This window comes from Exiguobacterium sp. s132 (assembly GCF_018617235.1).
GTDB classification, from domain to species: Bacteria; Bacillota; Bacilli; order Exiguobacteriales; family Exiguobacteriaceae; genus Exiguobacterium; species Exiguobacterium profundum.
Genome location: NZ_JACSJU010000003.1, coordinates 165,341 through 187,665, shown reverse-complemented (window position 1 = coordinate 187,665; position 22,325 = coordinate 165,341). Strand labels below are relative to the sequence as shown.

At 48.0% G+C, this 22,325-nt stretch carries 22 protein-coding genes; 12 read left to right on the top strand and 10 right to left on the bottom strand.

Going from position 1 to position 22,325, the window contains the following annotated elements:
• Positions 1-9: 9 nt before the first annotated feature.
• The 4 genes from KNO78_RS13325 to recX form a co-directional block, all read right to left on the bottom strand.
• Complete coding sequence (locus tag KNO78_RS13325; protein WP_214691492.1) at positions 10-2,055, bottom strand: ABC transporter ATP-binding protein; 2,046 nt, start codon at positions 2,053-2,055, stop codon at positions 10-12.
• 22 nt (positions 2,056-2,077) lie between these two features.
• Positions 2,078-3,802 (bottom strand): ABC transporter ATP-binding protein, encoded by a 1,725-nt coding sequence (locus tag KNO78_RS13320; protein ID WP_078146382.1) that lies wholly within the window; start codon positions 3,800-3,802, stop codon positions 2,078-2,080.
• 320 nt (positions 3,803-4,122) lie between these two features.
• Complete coding sequence (locus KNO78_RS13315) at positions 4,123-5,763, bottom strand: L-lactate permease (RefSeq protein ID WP_214691491.1); 1,641 nt, start codon at positions 5,761-5,763, stop codon at positions 4,123-4,125.
• Between the two features lie 48 nt (positions 5,764-5,811).
• A complete protein-coding gene (gene recX / locus KNO78_RS13310; protein ID WP_159563580.1) occupies positions 5,812-6,624 on the bottom strand; it encodes a recombination regulator RecX in 813 nt (270 codons plus the stop codon).
• 145 nt (positions 6,625-6,769) lie between these two features.
• On the opposite strand from recX, the gene KNO78_RS13305 reads away from it, so the two are divergent.
• From KNO78_RS13305 to KNO78_RS13285, 5 genes are all read left to right on the top strand, one after another.
• Positions 6,770-7,678: a TIGR01777 family oxidoreductase gene (locus tag KNO78_RS13305; protein WP_074037710.1), complete on the top strand. Its 909-nt coding sequence runs from the start codon at positions 6,770-6,772 to the stop codon at positions 7,676-7,678.
• Between the two features lie 12 nt (positions 7,679-7,690).
• Positions 7,691-8,845, top strand: coding sequence for an amidohydrolase (locus KNO78_RS13300; RefSeq protein ID WP_015880875.1), 1,155 nt, complete (start codon positions 7,691-7,693; stop codon positions 8,843-8,845).
• Positions 8,846-9,022: 177 nt separating this feature from the next.
• Positions 9,023-9,589: a GNAT family N-acetyltransferase gene (locus tag KNO78_RS13295; protein WP_159563577.1), complete on the top strand. Its 567-nt coding sequence runs from the start codon at positions 9,023-9,025 to the stop codon at positions 9,587-9,589.
• A 168-nt stretch (positions 9,590-9,757) separates the two neighbouring features.
• Positions 9,758-10,447, top strand: a complete 690-nt coding sequence (locus KNO78_RS13290) for a response regulator transcription factor (protein ID WP_074037712.1) — start codon at positions 9,758-9,760, stop codon at positions 10,445-10,447.
• Entirely contained in the window at positions 10,444-11,835 is a 1,392-nt protein-coding gene (locus KNO78_RS13285) for a sensor histidine kinase (protein ID WP_031421106.1), read from the top strand. The genes KNO78_RS13290 and KNO78_RS13285 overlap by 4 nt, the downstream gene beginning before the upstream one ends.
• Before the next feature lie 25 nt (positions 11,836-11,860).
• Here KNO78_RS13285 and KNO78_RS13280 read toward each other — a convergent pair whose 3' ends face one another.
• On the bottom strand, positions 11,861-12,148 hold the full coding sequence (locus tag KNO78_RS13280) for a hypothetical protein (RefSeq protein WP_074037713.1): 288 nt from the start codon (positions 12,146-12,148) through the stop codon (positions 11,861-11,863).
• A gap of 117 nt (positions 12,149-12,265) precedes the next feature.
• Between KNO78_RS13280 and KNO78_RS13275 the strand changes: the two genes are divergently transcribed.
• Positions 12,266-12,472 (top strand): hypothetical protein, encoded by a 207-nt coding sequence (locus KNO78_RS13275; RefSeq protein ID WP_074037714.1) that lies wholly within the window; start codon positions 12,266-12,268, stop codon positions 12,470-12,472.
• 29 nt (positions 12,473-12,501) lie between these two features.
• Here the strand turns inward: KNO78_RS13275 and KNO78_RS13270 are convergent, their stop codons facing one another.
• From KNO78_RS13270 to KNO78_RS13260, 3 genes are all read right to left on the bottom strand, one after another.
• Positions 12,502-12,909 (bottom strand): cytidine deaminase, encoded by a 408-nt coding sequence (locus KNO78_RS13270; protein WP_078146373.1) that lies wholly within the window; start codon positions 12,907-12,909, stop codon positions 12,502-12,504.
• 92 nt (positions 12,910-13,001) lie between these two features.
• Positions 13,002-14,378 (bottom strand): 23S rRNA (uracil(1939)-C(5))-methyltransferase RlmD, encoded by a 1,377-nt coding sequence (rlmD, locus tag KNO78_RS13265; RefSeq protein ID WP_074037716.1) that lies wholly within the window; start codon positions 14,376-14,378, stop codon positions 13,002-13,004.
• Positions 14,375-14,584 (bottom strand): hypothetical protein, encoded by a 210-nt coding sequence (locus KNO78_RS13260; RefSeq protein WP_015880867.1) that lies wholly within the window; start codon positions 14,582-14,584, stop codon positions 14,375-14,377. The genes rlmD and KNO78_RS13260 overlap by 4 nt, the downstream gene beginning before the upstream one ends.
• A gap of 85 nt (positions 14,585-14,669) precedes the next feature.
• Here KNO78_RS13260 and yfkAB point away from each other — a divergent pair, with 85 nt between their 5' ends.
• From yfkAB to KNO78_RS13245, 3 genes are read left to right on the top strand one after another with little or no spacing between them, the layout of a single operon-like run.
• Positions 14,670-15,776: a radical SAM/CxCxxxxC motif protein YfkAB gene (yfkAB, locus tag KNO78_RS13255; RefSeq protein ID WP_214691490.1), complete on the top strand. Its 1,107-nt coding sequence runs from the start codon at positions 14,670-14,672 to the stop codon at positions 15,774-15,776.
• 53 nt (positions 15,777-15,829) lie between these two features.
• Positions 15,830-16,024 (top strand): hypothetical protein, encoded by a 195-nt coding sequence (locus KNO78_RS13250; RefSeq protein WP_015880865.1) that lies wholly within the window; start codon positions 15,830-15,832, stop codon positions 16,022-16,024.
• Positions 16,025-16,066: 42 nt separating this feature from the next.
• Positions 16,067-17,209: an MFS transporter gene (locus KNO78_RS13245; RefSeq protein WP_031421096.1), complete on the top strand. Its 1,143-nt coding sequence runs from the start codon at positions 16,067-16,069 to the stop codon at positions 17,207-17,209.
• Between the two features lie 39 nt (positions 17,210-17,248).
• Here the strand turns inward: KNO78_RS13245 and KNO78_RS13240 are convergent, their stop codons facing one another.
• Together KNO78_RS13240 and KNO78_RS13235 are read right to left on the bottom strand one after the other, a co-directional pair.
• Positions 17,249-17,551, bottom strand: a complete 303-nt coding sequence (locus KNO78_RS13240; RefSeq protein WP_031421094.1) for a hypothetical protein — start codon at positions 17,549-17,551, stop codon at positions 17,249-17,251.
• Between the two features lie 128 nt (positions 17,552-17,679).
• Entirely contained in the window at positions 17,680-18,630 is a 951-nt protein-coding gene (locus tag KNO78_RS13235) for a DMT family transporter (RefSeq protein ID WP_196431545.1), read from the bottom strand.
• A 201-nt stretch (positions 18,631-18,831) separates the two neighbouring features.
• Between KNO78_RS13235 and KNO78_RS13230 the strand changes: the two genes are divergently transcribed.
• The 3 genes from KNO78_RS13230 to KNO78_RS13220 all read left to right on the top strand — a co-directional run bounded on the left by KNO78_RS13230 (position 18,832) and on the right by KNO78_RS13220 (position 22,286).
• Positions 18,832-20,739: a heavy metal translocating P-type ATPase gene (locus KNO78_RS13230; protein ID WP_074037720.1), complete on the top strand. Its 1,908-nt coding sequence runs from the start codon at positions 18,832-18,834 to the stop codon at positions 20,737-20,739.
• Positions 20,740-20,854: 115 nt separating this feature from the next.
• On the top strand, positions 20,855-21,781 hold the full coding sequence (locus KNO78_RS13225) for a carbohydrate kinase family protein (RefSeq protein ID WP_031421089.1): 927 nt from the start codon (positions 20,855-20,857) through the stop codon (positions 21,779-21,781).
• 67 nt (positions 21,782-21,848) lie between these two features.
• Positions 21,849-22,286 (top strand): NUDIX domain-containing protein, encoded by a 438-nt coding sequence (locus tag KNO78_RS13220; protein WP_051829356.1) that lies wholly within the window; start codon positions 21,849-21,851, stop codon positions 22,284-22,286.
• Positions 22,287-22,325: the final 39 nt, after the last annotated feature.

Sequence of the window (22,325 nt, the reverse complement as noted above, 5' to 3'; positions counted from 1 at the left end):
GTGACCTCCTTAACTGATGGCTTGTTGTTTACTCTGTAATTCATGCATTCGGGCGTAGACACCACCATACTCGATGAGTGACTGGTGATTGCCTCGCTCAATGATTCGCCCGTGGTCGAGAACGAGAATCTGGTCCGCTTCCCGAATCGTCGAGAGTCGGTGCGCGATGACAAATGTCGTCCGACCGTACGTGAGTGTCTTGAGCGCGTCCTGAATCAATGCCTCCGTCTCCGAGTCGACGCTCGCTGTCGCTTCATCGAGGACGAGGATGGCCGGGTCAAAGACGAGGGCGCGTGCGAAACTGACCAGCTGTCGTTCTCCACTCGAGAGTGAAGCTCCACGCTCGATCACCGGCTCATCGATGCCTTGCGGTAGCTGCTTCACGAAGCGGTCTGCCCCGACGGCTGTGAGTGCTTTCCATACCTGTTCGTCCGTAATCGTCTCATCTCCAAGCGTGACGTTCGTCCGAATCGTTCCAGTGAATAGGAACGGGTCTTGTAAGACGATCCCGAGATGGTCTCGTACCGCCTGCGTCGGTAGTTTAGTCACGTCCATGCCATCGATTCGAAGGACTCCGGCCGAGGGGTCATAGAAACGCATGAGCAAGTTCATGATTGAACTCTTCCCGCTTCCGGTATGCCCAACGAGTGCGACCGTCTCACCAGGAGCGGCGTGTAGTTCAATCTGTTGCAACACCGGTTTCCCTGCTTCATAACTGAAGGTCACGTCATCAAAGACGACATCCCCTTTAAAGCGTGGAAGACGTTCTGATGAGACCGGTTCCCCTTTCTCGTCGAGCAGTTGGAACATCCGGTCGGCCGAGACAAGCGCTTGTTGGAGTGGTGACAATTGGTTCATGATCTGTGTCACCGGCTCAAAGATCCGCGAAACATAGTCGATATACGCGTACAGAATCCCGAGTGTTAAGACACTTCCCGTACCAAGCGTTTGTGCCCCGACAAACCAGATGAGCAAGGCGAGCGCCATGTTTCGGAAGAAGTTGACGAGATTGTGGCTCATCAACGCATCCAATTTCAACAACTTTCGTCTCGTTTGGAAGTTGTCGCTGTTCTTCTCATTGAACTCGTCATAAACGAGATTTTCGCGGACGTATGATTGAATGATTGGCATCGTTTGAATGCTCTCGTTCAACTGCGCGTTCATATCCGCGACGAGTGCGCGGACACGGAAGTTATTTTTTGTCGAGAAACGTTGGAACAACTTGATCCAGACGATGACGACCGGGATGATAATGAGCGAGACGAGCCCTAGACGCACGTCTAGGAAGAACATCGCAATGAGTACCCCAATCATCATGACGACACTTTGGAAGACACGAGCGAGCACTCCTAAATACAGGTCGCGAATCGTCTCTGTATCATTCGTGACACGACTGACAATCTTCCCGATTGGTGTCTGGTCAAAATAACGTACCGGAATCGTTTGAAGATGCTTCATCACATCAAGACGCATCGTCTTTACGATTTTATGCGCTGATCGTTGTAGGAGCATCTGTTGTCCCCAGTTCAATCCGGCCGCAAATAGTAACAGGACGACGTACAATCCCGATAAGAGAAGGACAGCTCGTAAATCCGTCTGATAGAACTGGAATACGTCGGTCGACGAGAGCGCGGCAATATTGTCATATGTCGCCGTTTCGTCTCCTCTTGAAATCGTCAGCACGTCGCCTTCGACTTCACGAACGCCTCCGCTTATAACCGCATCAGGTACGAGATAGTAACCATCGGTCGTTTGTACGATCGAGACCGGCTGAATCACCTCTTGGCCATCTAGTCTCGTTTCTTTCTCATAAGAATCTCCATTAAAGGAAACACTACCGCCGGATTCGACTTGAACCCAGTCACGTTCGATGGCGACGATATGCTCATCGATAATGATTTTGGCGATATACGGCCCGGCAAGTTCTGCACCGACCGCTAAAAAGAGTAATGTCAGTCCGAGGAAGATGGAGCGCTTCACTTGCTTGGCATAACCAACGAGTGAGCGGATCGTCTTCTTCCGGCGGACCGGATCTAATTCATATTGATCGATCATGAGAGATTCCCCCTTTCCCGGATTACTCCGTCTCTCCTTGTCGAATAAATTGTTCATAGTACCAACCGTGTCGTTCCATCAGTTGGTCGTGGGTGCCGCGCTCGGTGACTCGTCCGTCTTGAAGGACGAGAATTTGGTCGGCATGTGCCACCGCAGAAAGACGGTGCGCCACGATAAAGGTCGTCTTCGCCTCACGGCTCGTGCGGACCGAATCGATTATGCGTGATTCCGTTTTCGCATCGACCGCTGAGAGCGAATCGTCAAGAAGCAGAATCTCAGGATTTTTCAGTAAAGCACGTGCAATTGATAATCGTTGTTTTTGTCCACCTGACAGCATGACCCCTTGCTCCCCAACGACGGTATCGAGACCGTTCTCCAAGTGTTCGATGTCTGTATCGAACGCCGCGAGGTGAATGGCTCTGTCGAGTGCTTCATCCGAGACATCATCGACTCCGAAACGAATGTTATCACGCACCGTTTTCGAGAATAGGAGGTGCTCTTGTGACACATACCCACTCCAGCCACGGACCGTTTCAAGTTTAATGTCCGAAATCGGCACCCCGTTCACGAGAAGGGAATCGTCGATCGGATACTCCCGGAGCAATTGACGTAACAACGTCGTCTTCCCAGCTCCAGTCGGTCCGACAATCCCAATCGTCTCACCACGCGAGACGTGCAGGACGATGTCTTCTAACGACTCCCGATTCGCGTTTGGATAACGGAATGAGAGCGATTTGAAGGTGATTTTCTCTGGTACATCGATGTGAACCGTTCCGGTTGACGAAACGTCCGGTACCTCATTCATCGTTGTCTCAATCCGTTCCAAGCTCGCCGTTCCTCGTTGGACGACGTTGATGAGTTCCCCGAAGGCATACATCGGCCAAATCAACATCCCTAAATAAATGTTGAAGGAAACGAGTTGACCGAGCGTGATGTCGTTCGTAAAGACGAGATACGTCCCGAACGAGAGTCCGATCAAATAGCTGAGTCCAACGAGTAATTTGATAACCGGCTCAAACAAGACGTCGATTTTAGCGACATGCATGTTTTTCGCCATCACGTCATCCGTGATGTCATCAAATTTTTTCGTATCCGCCTCTTCTTGGACGAAGGAGCGGACGACCCGAAGACCAGAGATGGATTCAACGACTTGGTCGTTCATCACGCCGAACGAATCTTGGGCTGCCGTGAAACGTGTATGAATCTGACTCCCAAGTTTATTCATCGACCAGGCGAGAATCGGCATTGGCAAAAGTGCTGCGAGCGTCAACTTCCAATCGATGAACACGCCCATAATCGTCAAGGCGATGAGCGTCATGTTGAACGAGTCGACTAATGTCATGACCCCAAATCCCGCTGTCCGCTCCACCGCTTTTAAGTCATTCGTCGCAAGTGCCATCAAGTCACCTGTGCGATGTTGTTGATAGAAGCGCGGTGTTTGTTTGAGGAGGTGACCAAAGAAGCGACCTCTCAATTTCTTTTCAAGTAAAAAGGCTGTCCCGAAGAGTCGGGCAATCCACAAGTACGACATCACGTACGATAACACCATAATGCCGAGTAGCGACGATACAATCAGAATCAATCGCTCTGTCGTCAAACTTCCTTCACGAATCGCATCGATCGCCTGACCAATAATCCAAGGCGGCAGCATATCTACAACCCCTGTGATGATCAGTAAAATGATCGCAATCACATACGTTCGTTTCTGTCTTTTAATAAACCAATCCAATTGCTTAATCAGTTTCATGACTGATTTCCCCCTTCCGCCTCACCCATCCAAGCACGCAAAAAAGCGCACTCCACCTGATTGTGCAACCAATCAAATGAAGCGCGCTTGAAGTAGTCTTCAGTCTTTTGCATGGTCAGGGAAAGGACACTACCCCTATCCAGCTGCCAATGTCACGCAGTTAAATACGAGTAGCCATATGATGTTTTGAGTGTGTTTGTGAGTGCAATGTTGTTCATCATTCTGGCTCCTCTCGTTTCATAGTTTTAAAATCTACTCAAACCTTAGCAGACTGTTCTGAAAATTGTCAACATTATTCTGTAAAAAAACTGTAACTTGATTTAGTTTAAGAAAAACATGCCTAAAATGAGACCAATGACCCCCGTCGCCGTCACGTAATAAATCATCGGCATGAGCGTGTAACGGATGATGGTCCCTTCCTTGCCGAGTAATCCAGCAACCGATGCGACCGCTACGACGTTCAACACACAGATCATGTTTCCTGCGTTCGCTCCCGCCATCTGCATCGATAAAGCGAGCGTGTTATCAAGTCCAACCGACTCCGCAACGTTTGTCGTCAAACTCGAGAACATCATATTGGAAAACGTCGCCGAACCTGAAACGAAGGCACCAAGGGCCCCAATCCACGGTGCGACAAGTGGCCACACCCCACCGAACGTATCAGCAGCTGCCGTCGCAAGCTCGACCGGCATCGAAGCGAGTCCGGCACCGCCATTTTCAGAGTGGATGAATATACGAACCATTGGAACCGACGCCGCTAACGTGATGGCCGTTCCGACGACTCCAAGTGTCGTCGCCTTAAACACCGATGTCACTTGTGACCAACTCATGTTGTGTAAGAAGAATGTCGCAATAATCGTCAGGATAAACATAAAACCTGGTGAATAGAACGGTTCCCAAGACGTCGAAACTCCTTCTACCCCAAGAATGTCCGGGAGATTGATTCGGACACTGCGAGAGAGTTCGTTTAAAAATGGTACGGTACGGGTGAGCACTAAGAAAATCGTCAAAATAAGATAAGGTGCCCACGCCTTCCACTGAGGCAATTCTCGCGTGGTTGATTTGAGCGTCACTTTTTCAGCAGATGGTTCTAGCTCATCCACATATCCATCAAACGTCCAGACGCGTTTCGGCATGAGAATTCCTTTACGAGCCATGGCCACGAGGATGACCAGACCGGTTAAACCACCGAGCATGCCACCGAACTCAAATCCGAGGATGAGTGTCCAAATGTACGCAGGTACGCTGTATAACAACGCCGCCACAATCGCAACCGGAAATACCTCAAGTGCGGGTTTTATCGACTTCTCTTTACTGAAGAACCGCGTCAACATCAAAATCAAAATGAACGGGATGAATAGGCCGACCACCATATCGATCAACACCGTCTGCAAGACGACCTCTGTCAAGAAGGCAATCGATTCAGGTTGGTTCACATCTAAAGATAGACCGTTCCCGATCCCGATGAGTGCAGGTGTCCCGACCGCACCAAATGTCACAGCCGACACGTCTGCAGATAGTGCGATGACAACGGCGGCAATCGGTGGAAACCCGAGTGCGATCAAGAGCGGTGCTGCAACCGTTGCAGGCGTCCCGAATCCAGATGCGCCTTCAATAAATGAAACGAATAACCATCCGACAATCAAAACTTGAATTCGAGGGTCGGGTGTGATGTTGACGAATCCGGAACGAATTGCGTTCATCCCGCCCCCTTCTTTCATCGTATTCATCATTCCGATTGCCCCGTAGACAATCCATACTGTCGTGACGGCGATGACGAGTCCTTGTAATGTCGCTGCCATAATTCGTGTCGCATCCAATTGCCAGACGAAGAACGCTAAAATCGCCGTCGTCACAAGTGACAAGGGCATGGCTACCGATGCAGGTAAACGCATAATGACCAATAAGATGAGCACGGCCACAATCGGTGTCAGTGCTGTAATCCATTCTAAAATCGTCAATGTAGACCCACCTTTTCGTGTTTTCCCCTACCGTAAACAGATGTCCCATCACGATTCTTCTTCAGCGATTCGATCTAACGTACGTTCAATCACATCATACGGAAATCCTTTGCGCCGAAGCTGCATCTTCATGCGCTGTTTGCGTTCGAACGCGTCGTATCCGCTGAACTTCCGACTCAACTTCTCAGCCTGTTTCAGACATGCCGCAACCTCGACATCTTCGTCCTCTTCTTCCCAAAAAGTTTGAATCGCCTCTGAAATAATATCAAAGGTAAACCCCCTTTGCATCAGGGTTTGTTGAATTCTTTGTTGCACTTCTGTGGCAGAACGACGATTTGTTTCCAGTTGTTTCCTTTTCACGAACTTTCCAGCCTTCTCGACGAGATCTTCGTGTGAGATTGATTCTAATACGGATTCAACAACGTCCGTTGGGATTCGGAGCTGTTCGAGCTCGCGTTTGATTTTGATTGGTCCACTTGGACTTGTGTTGAATTTCGTTTGGACATACGCTTTTGCGAACTCCTCATCATTCAAATAACGCTGCTCGATTAGTCGCGTGATGGCATGTTTGATAGCAGATTCACTTAACTCTTTCTTCACGAGATAGTCCCTTACCTCTGAAATGGCGCGCATTCGATACGATAAATAATTGATGGCCAACTTATAGGCTTTCTGAGCTTCTTCCGCCTCAAGGACGTCTTGCACAAAATCGTCTTCGAGCTCCATCCCTTTTGTGAGCCCGTACTTGATGAATACGTCAACATCGATGGCGAACGCAAACTCCTCTTTCCCCTCCCGTTCGATGAAGACGTTCAGTCGATCTTGGTTCTTCTTTTGGGTCGTGAACTTTGCAATTTTCACAACGACTCCCCTCCATTCCATGTTTCTAACATATCACGTTCAAGAAACGTAGAGGATTTTTGATAAGTTAGAAGAAAGGGTATTCATCTGGATATACTGACTTATACCCATTTTAGAAACAACACATGATATCGGAGGGAATTTCATGAAAATCGCAATCACTGGTGGAACTGGGCTCATCGGTCAACCACTCGTTCGTGCACTCGCCGACGCCGGACATCAAGTCGTCGTGTTGACGCGTCATCCACGTCCCCGCCATCGCGGGGTATCGTTTATCGAATGGTTGACACCGAATAGTAAACCAGAAGAGGAACTCGAAGGAACAGATGCGTTCATTCATTTGGCCGGCGCCTCAATCAACGACGGGCGATGGACACACAAACAGAAACAAGCCATCCTTCAAAGTCGAATCGAAGGGACGAAGGAAGTCGTCCGAATTATTCAACAGTTGAAACAAAAGCCACAGGTCGTCATAAGCGGCTCGGCCATCGGTATATACGGTGAAGATCGTTCCATCACATATTCCGAAGAAACACCATTGCCGACACGGACTAATTTCCTCGGGAATGTCTGCGTCCTCTGGGAACAAGAAGCAGAACCCATTCGTGATTTAGGTGTTCGCCTTGTGACGATGCGCACCGGAGTCGTCTTATCGAATGATGGCGGTGCTTTCCCATTAATGAAACTCCCCTATCAGTTCGGGGTCGGTGGTAAAATTGGATCAGGAGAGCAATGGGTTCCTTGGATTCATTTAGACGACCTCGTCCGCTTGTTCGTGCACGTCATCGAGACTGATTCCATTGAAGGACCCGTCAACGGCACTGCACCTACACCGGTGACGATGAATGAGTTCGGGAAGACGATTGCGAACGTGATGCATCGTCCTCACTGGATTCCGGCACCTGCCCCAATGATGCAACTCGCCCTCGGCGAAAAGAGCGTCATCGTCCTAGAAGGTGCGAAAGTCGTTCCGACGAAGGCACTTCAACATGGTTTCGACTTCCGCTATGAAACATTGGAACCGGCTCTAACACAACTACTACAAGATGTTTAAGGAGAATGAATTGTGAGTCACTTACTAATCCGAAATGCCCATATTTACCCCATCACTGCCCCCCATTTTTACGGAGACCTCCGTGTTCGGGACGGGAAAATCGTCGAAATGTCCGATTTACTTGAACCGACTGACGGGGAGCATGTCATTGAAGCCGAAGGAAACTTTTTATTCCCGGGCTTCATCGATGCTCACACCCACCTCGGATTATATGATGAAGGAACCGGCTCTGTCGGAAACGACGCCAATGAGACGGTCGAAGCGATGACGCCTCATGCACGTGCGATTGACGGGGTATACCCTCTTGACGAAGGATTTCAAGAAGCGCTGATGGCAGGCGTGACCGCCGTTCAGGTCATGCCAGGAAGTATGAACGTCATCGGTGGTGTGACCAGTGTCATCAAAACACACGGTCGATATATTGACGACATGATCGTCCGTCGTTATGCCGGATTGAAGATGGCGCTCGGTGAAAACCCGAAACGGATTCATAGTATGGGAAAAACAGGTGATTTGACGCGGATGGGGATTATGGGGTTGCTTCGTGAAGCGTTCCGTACCGTCGGGTCGACCAAAACGATCGGAACGTTCGGCAGTCAGATGATTCAACTTGCCCTCGACAGAGAGATGCCGATTCGTGTGCATGCCCACCGCGCCGATGACATTTTATCTGTCGTTCGCTTTGCCCAAGAGTTCGATCTCGACTATCGTATCGAACATTGTACAGAAGGTCATCTTGTCGTTGAAAAACTACAAGAACTCGGTGTGAAACATGTCACCGTCGGACCGACGTTTACTCGAAAATCTAAAATCGAGCTCCAGAACAAGACATGGGAGACGTATCGCATTCTCCATGAGCACGGCATGATCGTCTCCATCACGACCGACCATCCGTACACGCCGGTCCAATATTTGAACTTGTGCGCCGGTCTTGCGGCACGTGAAGGACTTCCTGTCGATATCGCGTTGCGAGGGATCACCATCAATCCAGCTGAATCACTAGGTGTCGCTGACCGAATCGGATCTCTTGAAGTAGGAAAAGATGCCGATTTGGTGCTTTGGAGTCACTTCCCGCTCGACTACTTATCGAAGCCGATTATGACGATTGTGAACGGTGAAGTCGTGTACAAAACGGACCGTGCTGAAACCCATCATGAGGTCGAGTAATTTTCATTATTTTTCATAAGGGTTTTTACGCATAATTTACTTGCTTTTTTAAAAATACTATATAAAATTATCTTGTAACTTCATAAAGCAGCCAAGGCGGTTCGAACAGCGAAGCCAGAAGTATGCTTTCGTTACGACTATTCTTCAGCGGTCTGAAATAGGAGGAGGAATGTAAAGGTGCTCAAATTTCGTGAGCTCACCGACTGCGCGGAGTTGTTCGAACTGATGCAACACCCAGATGTCTTTCCGTATGTCCGTCAAAAGACGGTCCATTTTGACGAGTTTTTATTTAGCACGAAGCAAGTCATCGAGCTAGAAGAGCAAGGAAATATCATCTCACGTACCATCACGAACGAGTATGGCACCCCGATTGGGACGATTAGCTTGTTCGATGTCGAATCCGGATATGGATTCCTTGGCACGTGGCTTGGCAAGCCGTATCACGGCAAAGGTTATAATCAAGTGGCGAAAGAGGCGTTCTTCTCAGAACTGTTCTTCGATCTTGATATTGAAAGTGTGTTCTTAAAAATCCGTAAATCGAATGAACGATCGATTGCTGCAGCAGAGAAGCTTCCGTACGCGTTTTGCGCGAACGAGATTCGTTCCGAACTGCTTGCGGAGATCAACCAAGGTGACGTGGAGTATGTTTTATATGAAGTATCCAAGTCGAGCTTCCAACTATACTTGCATGCCCTACACGTCCCGGAATACGAAGTGCCATACGAGGCACAACTCGAAGCATGAGCCAATTCTGTCAAAGAATTGGCTTTTTTGTGGCGTTTTTGTGTGGATTTGATGGAGGGAACTTGTCGGAGCCGAATAAATCTGTTCTAATTCGAAGAGATAGGTATGATAGAAGTATGAGGGATTTATCACAACTCCCGTTAACCGTTTTGCAAAGGAGAATGGCATATGTCAGAATCAATGTTTCGTATCCTCGTGACCGACGACGAAGAACAAATGCGCGATTTACTTGTATCAAATTTAGAAAAAGAAGGGTATGAGACGGTCACCGCCTCAAACGGCCTTGAAGCGATTGAACGCTTGAAAGAAGAGACGTTCCATCTCGTCTTACTTGATGTGATGATGCCGGAACTCGACGGATTGACGGCTTGCATGCGCATCCGTGAGTTCTCAAACGTACCCATCATCCTGTTGACGGCACGCTCAGAAGAGCTCGACCGCATTCACGGCCTCAAAATCGGGGCAGACGATTACATCACGAAACCGTTTAGCCCACGCGAATTACTCGCACGAATCGAAGCGACGCTCCGTCGCACGCACAGCTTCTCAAAAGAACAAGAAGCGACGTTTGATGTCGGGGTCCTCTCAATCGATATCGAAGGACGTACCGTCAGTGTGAAAGGGAAGACCGTCAACTTGACACGAAAAGAGTTTGATTTGCTCTACCTATTCATCACGAACGACGAAAAAGTATTCTCCCGTGAACAATTACTTGATCAGATTTGGGGGACCGAGTATCATGGAAACCTTCGCACGGTGGATACTCACATTAAGACGCTTCGCCTGAAACTCGGCGAGGCGGGCGGTTATATTCAGACAGTCTGGGGAATTGGCTACAAATTCGAGGCAAACGGATGAAACGATACACGATCAGGAAGCGGATTTGGATTACCATCTGGACAGCCAGCCTCTTCTCAGCGTTCGTGTTTCTCATCATGACGTTTTATCTGTACGACAAGTTCTATATTCAAACGCAAGAAGAACTGCTCATCAATCGCGGTGAGAAACTTGTCACCATCTATAAGGCCGACGGTTTCTCGGACGCGTTCGCCGATAGCATGACGTACACGAACGAATTGACCGAAACGAAAGTGTTCCTCTCCTCCGTTCGAGAGGACACACTCGGCTCCGGTAAAACCTTTTTAAGGCAGCAGGACCTCGAACGGTTGCAGGACGGTTATGCCATCTCGGTGACCCGGAAACATCCGACCGAGGACGTCGACATTTTGATGACCGCATTTCCTCTCATCCGCGACGATGAACTCGACAATGCACTCATTTTGTATATGGAGCTCAGTAAAATCAGTGAACCGTTCCAACCGATTCGGCTCATGATCACGTTTTTACTCGTCCTCATGATTGTGAACTTGCTCATTTTTGGTAAACAGATCATCGACACGATCATCCAACCACTCATTCAGATGAAGCGTGCCTCTCAAGTCTATGCGCAAGGTGATTTCTCCCACCGCATTCCGATTGTCTACGATGACGAAATTGGTGAACTAGCAGACACGCTCAACTCGATGGCGGAATCGCTCGGACTTGTTGAAGAACAGCGTAAAGAGTTTCTCGCTAACGTCAGTCACGAACTTCGCACGCCACTCTCTTACATCCGCGGTTATACCGAGATGCTCCAAGATGAGTCATTGGATGAAAAAACGAGGGCACAATATTATGACATCATCGAGAACGAGACGAACCGGCTTCAGCGCCTTGTCACGGACTTACTCGATCTCGCCCAGCTAGAGCGCGATTCGTACCCGATGACGAAAGAACCGGTCGTTTACTCGCAAGTACTTGAAGACGTCCTCTATCGTCTTGAACCGATTGCCCGTGCGAAAGGCGTGACAATCGAATCGGATTTAGACTTCGACTTGATCATCCTCGGTGACCATGACCGACTCGAACAAGTCATCGGCAATCTTCTCGACAACGCGCTCCGATATACGGATGCTGGCAAGACGATTCATGTGAAAACGTTCGCCGAAACCGAATATGCAATCACGGAAATACGCGACGAAGGTCGAGGCATCCCGAAAGAAGATTTAGACAAATTGACGGAACGCTTCTATCGTGTCAATAAATCACGGACACGAAAAGATGGCGGAACCGGTCTCGGTTTGGCCATTGCGAAGCACATTATCGAGCGACATGAAGGGTCTCTTCATTTCAGCTCTGAAGTCGGACAAGGAACGACTGTCACTGTCGGTCTGCCGCTTTTACCTGACGATGAATTTGATATGTAAATAGGCAGCCGCGATGGCTGCCTATTCATATGTCTTTCCCTTTATATTGTTCGACCGACTCTCGTTCAAGTCGTTCGCGTTCGGCATGCGTCTGTGGAAAACCGTTCGCCTGCCATTCGGCACGGTGACTTGAATCAAGTTGCGTGAGCCCTTGCTCCGCTTCATCTTGATTCGCATCGACGCTTTCCCGTTCATCCATCTTCTGCCACGTATCTTCTTCCTCACGTTGTGAAAGCAGTGCCGCCACTTTTGGTGCAACGAGCGCCGCACCGGCAACACCTAAGACAATCCCCATCAACACTTTCCGATCCATCCTAACCCCTCCTTCACTATGCACTCTTCATTCCACCATTTTATAATCTCAAAACCATTATCGAAAACGTTTACAACATTTCTACGAGTGGAATGGCTAATGGAAGGAGGCGATTGGATGGAGAAGAAACGACCCACTTCGAAACGTCCGTTTGATAATCCGGACGCGGTAGACACGGACAAAGAAAGCATCTTTGACGAAGACGGCATGCAAACCGTCGACCCGATTCCTGTAGAGGAATTGAACGAACGAGTGAAGGATGAAAAGAATAAACGTCACTCCAAAGATGACTCAGTGAGTGAAAAGAAATATAAAGACACATAAACAAGCTGCGGACAAACGTCCGCAGCTTGTTATGTTAAATCTTTTGGTGAAAATCCGTAAGGCAACATCTCTTCTTTCGTCATCACTTTCGTATCACCGTTCAAGTTTGCAAGAATCAACGTGAAATCTTCGCCAGCGAATTCAGCAATCACTTGGCGGCACGCACCGCATGGTGAAATCGGGCCTTCCGTGTCACCGACGACGACGACCGTTTCAATCGCGTCACTACCTTCTGACACGGCTTTAAAAATGGCTGTGCGTTCGGCACACATCGATAGTCCGTACGAGGCGTTTTCCACGTTACATCCTGTAATTTCGTTTCCTGATGTATCGATGACGACAGCTCCTACTTTAAACTTTGAATACGGTGTATAGGCGCGTTTGCGCGCTTCGATGGCTTTATGGACGAGTTCTTGTACGCGTTCTTGTGAGATCATAGGATGTTCCTCCACTTCTATATTTGAAAAGAAGTCTGACATCTGAACTATATCGTGAAAACGCTTACGTGACAAGCCTTTTCACGGTCTCGTCAATATTTTTTCTTTTTCTTTTTCTCGAATACGACGACCGACTCGACATGAGATGTCTGTGGGAACATATCATACGGCTGTACGTAATTCACTTTGTATCCCGCTTTCATCAACTGGTCGGCGTCACGTGCGAGCGTCTGCGGGTTACATGACACGTAAACGATCCGCTTCGTTTTAGAAGAGATGATGGAATTGATCAATTGATGGTCCATCCCTGTGCGTGGCGGGTCGACTACGATGACGTCTGGGATCCATCCATCTTTTACCCAACGTGGAATCCAATGCTCGGCACGCCCTTCGACGTATGTGACATGGTTATAGCCATTTTCACGCATATGGTCATTGGCATCTTCGACCGCTTCCGGCACGACTTCCATTCCACGGATTTCTTTCGCATATGGGGCTAACCAAAGTCCGATCGACCCTACTCCTGCATACGCATCGATCACACGTTCTTCACCCGTCAATCCTGCGGCCTCGACCACTTCACGGTACATTTTTTCTGTCTGTGCCGGATTCAACTGGAAGAATGCGCGTGGTGATAAGTGATAATGAACGTCGTCTAATTGTTCATCCATTTTCTCCTGACCGGCGATGTGAACTGTCCGATAACCGAAAATAACACCCGAACGGTTTGCATTGATATTGATATGGAACGACACAACATTCGGCAATTCCATGATGCGGTCGCTCAATTCATCTAAATCAGGGACATCTTCATGTCCGACGACCAAAACGACTTGAACATCGTTCGTGTTATAACCCGAGCGGACGACGATTGTACGCGCGTACCCCGTGTCGCGACGTGCATCGTAGACGGGAATATCAAGTTCGTTTAAAATACGGACAATCGCATTGTTGATGTTCGTCGTATCCCGTTGTTGGACCATACAGTGCTCGATCGGCACGAGATGGTTCGAGTTCGGTTTGTAGAGACCTGATACGATCTCACCGCGACGCGTGCCGAGTGGGAATTGTGACTTGTTCCGGTAATACCATGGATCTTCCATTCCGATTGTTGGACGGATATCCGATTTGTCCACGTTTAGTTTCGTCTTTTGACGGAAGGCGTTTCGAACGATTTCTTCCTTATACTCCATCTGCAGACGTGAACTCATATGTTGGATTTGGCAGCCCCCGCACTCATCGTAAATCGGACAAGGTGCTTTGACGCGGTCTTTCGAGTCGTTATCTCGTTTGACGACACGCGCTTCCGCATAGTTTTTTTCCACACGCGTGATTTCGACTTTGGCTCGTTCTCCCGGCAATAAGTTCGGAATGAAGATGACCATGCGATTAAGTGTCGCAATGCCTTCTCCATTAATGCCAAGTCGTTCGACCGTGACATCTTTAAAATCTCCTGTGATTAATTTCAATCTGATTCATCCTTTCGAGACGATTGTTCTAGGTCTTTGGCGTAACGCACTACTTTAGCGCGCAACGAATCAATGTCGGCTAACAGGCGATGTAAATCTTCAGGTGTCGTATGCTCGTCTAGCGTATTGACCGATAGACAGAGTAATTCCGTTCTCGATTTTAGGACGTTCATCTTTCCGGCAGTATCTGTTCGTGATTTACCCATCTTGTAATCGCTCCTTTGGTTCGTGACAAAGAGTTGCTATTATAGCATACTATTTCGTGTAACTTGATGAAAAGGTGGAATCCACATGCAAAACATTTCCCCAACTTTCGACCCTTGGGAAGCCTATCTCGACCAAGTCGAACACGGTCGACTCGTCTTATCCAATGTCGAAGTCACTACAACGAAGCTGTGTAACATGCGCTGCGAACATTGTGCGGTCGGTTATATGCTAGACCAAACAGAAGAACCAGAAGTTCCGCTCGACCTGTTGATTCAACGACTGGATGAGATCGAACATTTGCGTGCCTTCTCCATCACAGGCGGTGAACCGATGCTGTCTATGAAATCGGTCCGCAACTATGTCGTTCCATTGTTACGTTATGCGAAAGAACGTGGGGCGCGCACGCAAATCAACTCGAACTTGACGCTACCGTTATCTCGCTATCATCTTATTACCCCTTACTTGGACGTTTTGCACATTTCGCATAACTGGGGTACCGATGCCGATTTCCTTGAAGGCGGATTCGCGATGATGAACCGGAAACCAAGTGAAGAGGCACGATTGAAAATGCTCCAGACGATGAAAGACAACGCACGTGCTCTCACATCTGAAGGAATCATTGTGTCCGCGGAGACGATGATCAACAAACGAACGATTCCGCACTTGAAAGAGATCCATGAAGAAATTGTATCGCTCGGTTGCCAAAGGCATGAGGTGCACCCAATGTACCCCGCAGACTTCGCTAGCGCCCTCGAATCAGCATCGCTCGCTGATACGCGACAAGCCATCCATGACTTACTCGATGTCCGTGACGAGAACGTATGGATGTTGTTCGGGACGTTACCATTCTATGCATGTTCTGACCTACCTGAAGACCGTGCTCTGTTGAAGCGACTTCATGAAACAAAAAACGTGACCGTTCGAAACGACCCAGATGGACGTTCTCGTCTCAACACGAATATCTTTGACGGACAGATCATCGTGACCGATTTCGGTGATGAACTCGGTTCACTCGGCACCGTCTATGACACACCATTCCAAGAGGCGTATGATACGTGGACGAACAGCCAATTGAACGCTACACTCTCTTGTCACTGCCCTGCCGTGAAGTGTCTCGGGCCGAACGCACTCGTTAAACAAGCATATTATCCGACGGTCGATTTCCAATCTCGTAAAGCTACATCGTTTTAAATATTTCGATTCGGGAAATGTTCTGTATATTAAATGAATCGAGGTGCGTGTAGATGACTGCGATTTATATCCTCATGATTACCGTGATGGCCATCATTATTTTTGGCGGAGTACTGAGCATCTTATTGACAGCCGCATTCGTTTCAGACAAAGTAGAGCATGATGAAATGTTTAGTCAAGGCAGTTGGGATGATGAATTGCTGCATTTGAATCACTCTCCACAACCGATTGACGACACGAAAAGCTGAGACCCTTCTCGGCTTTTTACTTTGACTTCATGAGGTGAACCTATGCTCCGTTTTCGTTTTATGATTTTACTATTGATTGTCTTTATTTCCGGTTTGATTCAAGGTGCGCTCATCCCACTCTTATCTACGTTGATTGAACGGGATGGGGCCCCGGCCTGGGTGAACGGACTGAACGCGACGATGCTTTACGTCGGTGTGATCGTCTCTGCGCCTCTCCTGGAGCGATTCGTCCGTAAATATGGATTCCGACCGACCATCGTCCTCGGTATCGTATTGACGGCTGTCGCGACCTTCGCTTTACCGATTTGGCCGTCCTTACTCGTTTGGGCGATGATGCGCTTCTTCATCGGATTCGGCGACTCGGCTCTACACTACGGGTCACAAGTATGGGTGACCTCAGCAAGTGAAAAGAGCAGTCTCGGTCGAGCGATGGCGTATTATGGAATGTCTTTCAGTCTCGGTTTTGCCATCGGTCCATTGATTGCACCACTCGTCGACCTATGGTTTTGGTTACCGTTCCTCATTATCGTCTTCTTCTGTCTCGCTTCGTTGATGCTCGTCTTTAAAGTCGAGAACGAGTTTCCGGAGGTCGAAAAAGTGAAGACCGACTCGAAAGGACGAATTCGCCTGATTCTTGTCGGTGCGGGATACACGCTTCTCCCTGCCTTTACATATGGGTTTCTCGAAGCGAGCTTAAATGCCAACTTTCCCATTTTTACGTCTCGGAATGGGATGAGTTTGACGGAAACGAGCACACTCATCACGACGTTCATCGTCATGTCGATTGTCGTTCAGCTTCCTCTTGGTCGCCTCGCAGACTTGTACGGTAAGAAGCGGATCTTACAAATCGTGCTGACGTTTGGCACACTCGTATTCACTTTGGCGAATCTTGTTGTCGATTCCTATATCGGTCTACTCTTCCTATTCGCACTTGCCGGCGCCGGGCTAGGATCGACTTATTCACTTGGTTTGGCACATATGACAGAGGTGCTTCCCCGATCGTTACTGCCGACGGGAAACATGCTTTACAGTATTTCATTCAGCATCGGTTCGATATCAGGTCCAATGATCGGTGCCTTCTGGTTGTCTTTACCGAAAGAGATCTATTTCTTTATGTATGCCGTCATTCTCGGTATTCTGGCGCTACGACTCTTCACGTCGACCGCTAAACCAATCGACTTATAAACAGAGGCAGATGGTTCCCATGAACCACCTGCCTCTGTTTTATTCCACTACTCGTTCCATTTCATCATCGTTTAACTGCAAAGCTCGGATGAACACTTCGTCTAGCGCGAATGGTTCAGTGTCTAGCGAAGCGAGTACATCGGATTTTAGCGTCACTTCTACGACACGGTCATCGAACTGCCATCTCGTCTGAATATCATCACCTTGTCTTGTGGCGCGGGTCGCCACTGGACCGTGACGTTCTTTTAAACTTTGACTCACGCACTTCATCACGTACTTGACGTACTCATCTTTCGGCTGACGTGAGATGAGAATGTTTCGAACGATTCGATTTCTAGTCATTGTTTCTCCTCCTCCCTTTGAATGATTGCGCACGCAAGTCTTTACAAACGAAGACCGATTTTCGAAATTTAAAATTCAGAATTTTTAATATATTTTGTCATGGGATTTCAATTCCGTCAACTCTGTCTCTAATTCAAATGACATCCGTTTGTTTTTTTTGTGCGGCGACCTTGAAAATACGTAGATAAATAAATGCCGACAATAACGAATCCGAGTCCGACCACCGCATTCCACGGAATCGTTTCACCGAGTAAAATCCCTGACAACATGACACCAAATAAGGGAACTAAAAAGATATAGAGTGAAATTCGACTGACCGGATTGTATTTCATTAATGTGTTCCACAATGTAAATCCGATCGCTGACAACATCGCCAAGTAAAACAGGAACGCAATCGTCTGTGCGGTGTACGGCATGGAAACACCATTCGGGTCTAATAGATAGCCGATCAGCAGTAACCCAACTGAACCGATCACCATCGCCCAAGCCGTCATCGGGGCAACATCATACGTCTTCGAGTAGTCCTTCGCTATCAAGTTCCCGAATGCTCCGGATACCATCGCCAAGATGAGTAAAATCTCTCCTAAGCCAAAACCAACTTCAGATCCGGTCGCCGGCCAGTTTGCGATGACAATTCCGGAAAAACCAAACGTCAAAGCAAACCCCTTCAATCGATTCAATTTATCGTCTTCATATCGGAAATGAGCGAGAGCCATTTGGAAAAACGAAGTAGAACCAGCAATGATCGATCCCTGGACCCCGGTCGAAATGGAAAGTCCGATATAGAAGAACAAATATTGTAGAAACGTCAAAAATGAACCGAGATGCGCATACGCTTTAACCTTTTCACGTGTCAATCGGACAGACCGTTTCAATACGGTCTGACTGATGATGAGCAATAGAATCCCTGCGAGTAAAAAACGCTCGCCAGCGAACAATAGTTGTTGCCCATACTCGTTCGATTGAATATCAAGCTTCTCATAACTCAACTTGATGAATGGGAACGCACTCCCCCATAACAACGTATTGAAAATCGCCAATAACGCCACCGTCCAAGGGCGTTCAAATATATTTTGCATGACACAAAAACTCCTTAATCTTTTTATTTGTGAGTCACTGATAAGCGTGTTAAGATAAACCTAGATAATAATAATTATAAATAAAGGATTCAGATTAAATTTCTATAAATTCTTTATTTTAAGCCAATTGAAGATGATAATCATCATCAGTCATTATCATTTAATCGAGATTTATTCTCAATTAGAAAGAAGGGATTATCGATGAACGTCCAATCGGTTACGCACGAAAAAAGCCACGTTTTCAAACGGGCTAGCTGGTACGAACATATTGAATTGATCATGGCGCTCATTAGCGGTGTATTGATTGTACTCGCTTATATCGCCGAAACACAAGGCGGAGCGCCTTGGATTCATGTCACACTTTACTTATCCGCCTTTTTTATCGGAGGATACGCAAAAGCGAAAGAAGGGATTTCGGATACGATTGAGACGAAATCGCTAAATGTAGAGCTTCTCATGATTATCGCCGCCATTGGTGCCGCTTCGATTGGGTACTGGATGGAAGGGGCAATCCTCATCTTCATCTTTGCTTTATCCGGGGCACTCGAGACGTATACGATGAACAAAAATGAACGTGCCCTCGAATCGTTAATGGAATTACAGCCGGAACAGGCGACTCGTCTAACAGACACTGATGAACTCGAGGTTGTTCATATCGACGACCTTCGTGTCGGAGATCGGATTTATGTCCGTCCTGGTGAACGCATTCCGGTCGATGGAAAAATTGTAAAAGGGAATGCTTCCGTAGAAGAAGCCGCTATCACAGGCGAATCCGTCCCTGTTGATCGTCAAGTCGGTGATGACGTGTTCGGATCGAGCGTCAACTTGAACGGAGTATTGACGATCGAAGTGACAAAACTTGCGACGGAAACACTGTTCCAAAAGATCATTCAAATGGTCCAACAAGCACAAGAAGAGAAATCACCGTCTGCACAGTTCATCGATCGATATGAAGGACGTTATGTTCAAATCGTGCTCTTCTCTGTTGCGGCCATCATCATTCTCGGACCGTTCGTCACGTCGTGGTCTCTTGAAACGAGTATCTATCGCGGCATGATCCTTCTCGTTGTCGCCTCCCCTTGCGCACTCGTCGCCGCCATCACACCGGCCGCGCTGGCTGCCATCGCCTCTTCTGCAAAACACGGGATTCTCTTTAAAGGCGGTGCTCATATCGAGAACATGGGACGTCTAAAAGCAATCGCCTTTGACAAGACCGGGACACTCACAATTGGGAAACCGATTGTGCAAGAAGCGCTCATCTCACCTTCATTAGAAGAGGAGGACGTCAACCGAATTGTCAGTTTGATTGAAGAGCATTCGATGCATCCACTTGCTGAAGCGCTCGTTTCCTACACCGGAAAACATACCGGGGAAATGACACACTTCAAAGACATCACAGGCTCCGGAATTGAAGCAACGATTGACGGGACGACGTATCGGGTCGGAAAACAGAAGTTCGCTGACCAAAGCGGTGATTTCTTTAAACATGATGTCGAACGATTGAAAGAGGCTGGTCACACCCTCGTCTTTATCAGTGACGAGTCACGTACAATCGGTGCTTACGCTTTACGTGACACACTACGCCCTGAGGCAAAAGTAGCAATCCAGCGGTTGAACGACTTAGGGATTGCGACGATCATGATTACCGGGGACAACGAGGCGACCGCTCGCGCCATCGCGAACGAAGCCGGATTGACACGCTATATCGCCGAATGTTTGCCCGAAGAGAAGGTTTCGCAAATCAAGACGTTACGCGAGGAATATGGAACAATCGGGATGATCGGCGACGGAATCAACGATGCCCCTGCCCTTGCGACAGCCGACGTCGGGATTGCCATGGGCGAAGGAACGGATGCCGCACTAGAAACGGCAGATGTCGTCTTAATGAAAAACGACCTCGTCCGATTGAGTGACGCCATTCGTCAATCGCGCAAATTAAATCGAATCGTCTTACAGAACGTCGTTTTTGCACTCGGTGTGATTCTTGTCTTGATTGCAACGAACATCTTTGAGTTACTCATCATGCCGTTCGCGGTTGTAGGACATGAAGGCTCAACCATTTTGGTTATTTTGAACGGCCTCCGACTCCTCACGTCATCGTGGGAGTGATCCATTCGACAAAATGGAATCGATGATTGAAACAATATGTCGATTTCGTTATAATTGAAACAATGTGTCTACAGACTGAAACAGATCGAAAGATTGACTAAAGGTGGTACAAGATATGAATACGATTGCAGTCATCGGCAAGGTGTTTGTCGATATTAAAGGGACTTCCTTTGCACCGCTCCACAAAGATGCGAAGAATGTCGGCGACATCACTTTTTCCAATGGCGGAACAGGTCGAAACGTTGCTCAAAACTTAGGTGTGCTCGGCAACGATGTCCGCTTCGTCTCGACCGTCACGAACGACCAAATCGGTGTCGGTGTCCTAGAAGAATTACGTTGCTTGAATGTAAACGTCGATGGGGTCGACATGCTTGACGATAATGGTATGGGAATGTGGCTCGCTGTAATGGACAACAACGGCGATCTTCAAACATCTATTTCGAAACAACCAGACGAAGCCCGTATGGAAGAAGCGATTTTACGTCAAATCGATACGGTCTTCGAAGAGAGCGACGCAGTCGCCATCGATTTAGACTTATCAGTCAACGTCTTGAACGAGACGATTGAACTATGCCGTGAAATGGATTTACCGCTTTATGGTGTCTGTGGCCATCTATCCGTCATCGAACGAAACCGTCATTTGCTTCAAGGATTCACAGGATTCATCTGCAGTCGTGAGGAAGCGGAAATTTTGTCCGACATGTCAATCGTCACAGTGGACGATGCCCTTCGCGTCGCGGAAGTACTCGCCATGAAAGGTGCTCCCCTCACAATCGTCACGATGAGTGAGCTTGGCGCTGTATATGTCGACCTTCGTACGAACGAACAAGGTCACGTCCCGACGACAAAAGTGAAAGTCGCCGACTCCACAGGAGCGGGTGATTCATTCTTCTCCGCTGTCATCTCGGAGCTCATGAAACAACATTCGATTGAAGAGGCGCTTCGATTGGGCATGCGCGTCGCAGGAAAAGTCATCGCCTCTCACGAGAACGGATTGACGCAAGAAATGTACACATCATTAGAACAACCTACGCAAGAATGAAAAGAACGCATCGGCAAATCGTCGGTGCGTTTTGTGCAAAATTACAGGAACGAAAGGAACGATCTCAGTGGTTCGAACGAAATTAAGAAGCGCGATTATTTTAATGAATGATCAAGATGAAGTGGCTTTGATCCGTCGCGAGAAAGAAAACGTCCTCTATTATGTTTTTCCAGGTGGCGGAGTCGAATATGGGCATACAACAGAAGAAACAGCCGTACGTGAAGCATTTGAAGAACTCGGTGTTCACGTAGAACTAGAAGGTGTCGCTGCCCATGTTGCGTTTAATAATGAGTTAAATCCTTATTATTGGGCGAAGATGACAGGTGGTGAATTCGGAACCGGGACAGGTGAAGAGTTCCAAGAAGAACAGACTAACGGATCGTATACACCGATGTGGATCAAACGGTCTGCACTCCCTCATCTCCCCGTTCGTCCACCTTCACTTGCTGAAAAACTCGCCTCACATGAGGAACGCTTTTATGATTTGACCTTATCGGAGGAGTAATCAGGTGTACACCCTGCCGAAATCGGGAAACGTTTTTTA

Coding starts and splice junctions, on each gene's coding strand:
- KNO78_RS13325 (WP_214691492.1), bottom strand. CDS start 2,055: ATGATCGATCAATATGAATTAGATCCGGTCCGCCGGAAGAAGACGATC.
- KNO78_RS13320 (WP_078146382.1), bottom strand. CDS start 3,802: ATGAAACTGATTAAGCAATTGGATTGGTTTATTAAAAGACAGAAACGA.
- KNO78_RS13305 (WP_074037710.1), top strand. CDS start 6,770: ATGAAAATCGCAATCACTGGTGGAACTGGGCTCATCGGTCAACCACTC.
- KNO78_RS13290 (WP_074037712.1), top strand. CDS start 9,758: ATGTCAGAATCAATGTTTCGTATCCTCGTGACCGACGACGAAGAACAA.
- KNO78_RS13285 (WP_031421106.1), top strand. CDS start 10,444: ATGAAACGATACACGATCAGGAAGCGGATTTGGATTACCATCTGGACA.
- KNO78_RS13280 (WP_074037713.1), bottom strand. CDS start 12,148: ATGGATCGGAAAGTGTTGATGGGGATTGTCTTAGGTGTTGCCGGTGCG.
- KNO78_RS13275 (WP_074037714.1), top strand. CDS start 12,266: ATGGAGAAGAAACGACCCACTTCGAAACGTCCGTTTGATAATCCGGAC.
- KNO78_RS13270 (WP_078146373.1), bottom strand. CDS start 12,909: ATGATCTCACAAGAACGCGTACAAGAACTCGTCCATAAAGCCATCGAA.
- KNO78_RS13260 (WP_015880867.1), bottom strand. CDS start 14,584: ATGGGTAAATCACGAACAGATACTGCCGGAAAGATGAACGTCCTAAAA.
- yfkAB (WP_214691490.1), top strand. CDS start 14,670: ATGCAAAACATTTCCCCAACTTTCGACCCTTGGGAAGCCTATCTCGAC.
- KNO78_RS13250 (WP_015880865.1), top strand. CDS start 15,830: ATGACTGCGATTTATATCCTCATGATTACCGTGATGGCCATCATTATT.
- KNO78_RS13245 (WP_031421096.1), top strand. CDS start 16,067: ATGCTCCGTTTTCGTTTTATGATTTTACTATTGATTGTCTTTATTTCC.
- KNO78_RS13240 (WP_031421094.1), bottom strand. CDS start 17,551: ATGACTAGAAATCGAATCGTTCGAAACATTCTCATCTCACGTCAGCCG.
- KNO78_RS13235 (WP_196431545.1), bottom strand. CDS start 18,630: ATGCAAAATATATTTGAACGCCCTTGGACGGTGGCGTTATTGGCGATT.
- KNO78_RS13230 (WP_074037720.1), top strand. CDS start 18,832: ATGAACGTCCAATCGGTTACGCACGAAAAAAGCCACGTTTTCAAACGG.
- KNO78_RS13225 (WP_031421089.1), top strand. CDS start 20,855: ATGAATACGATTGCAGTCATCGGCAAGGTGTTTGTCGATATTAAAGGG.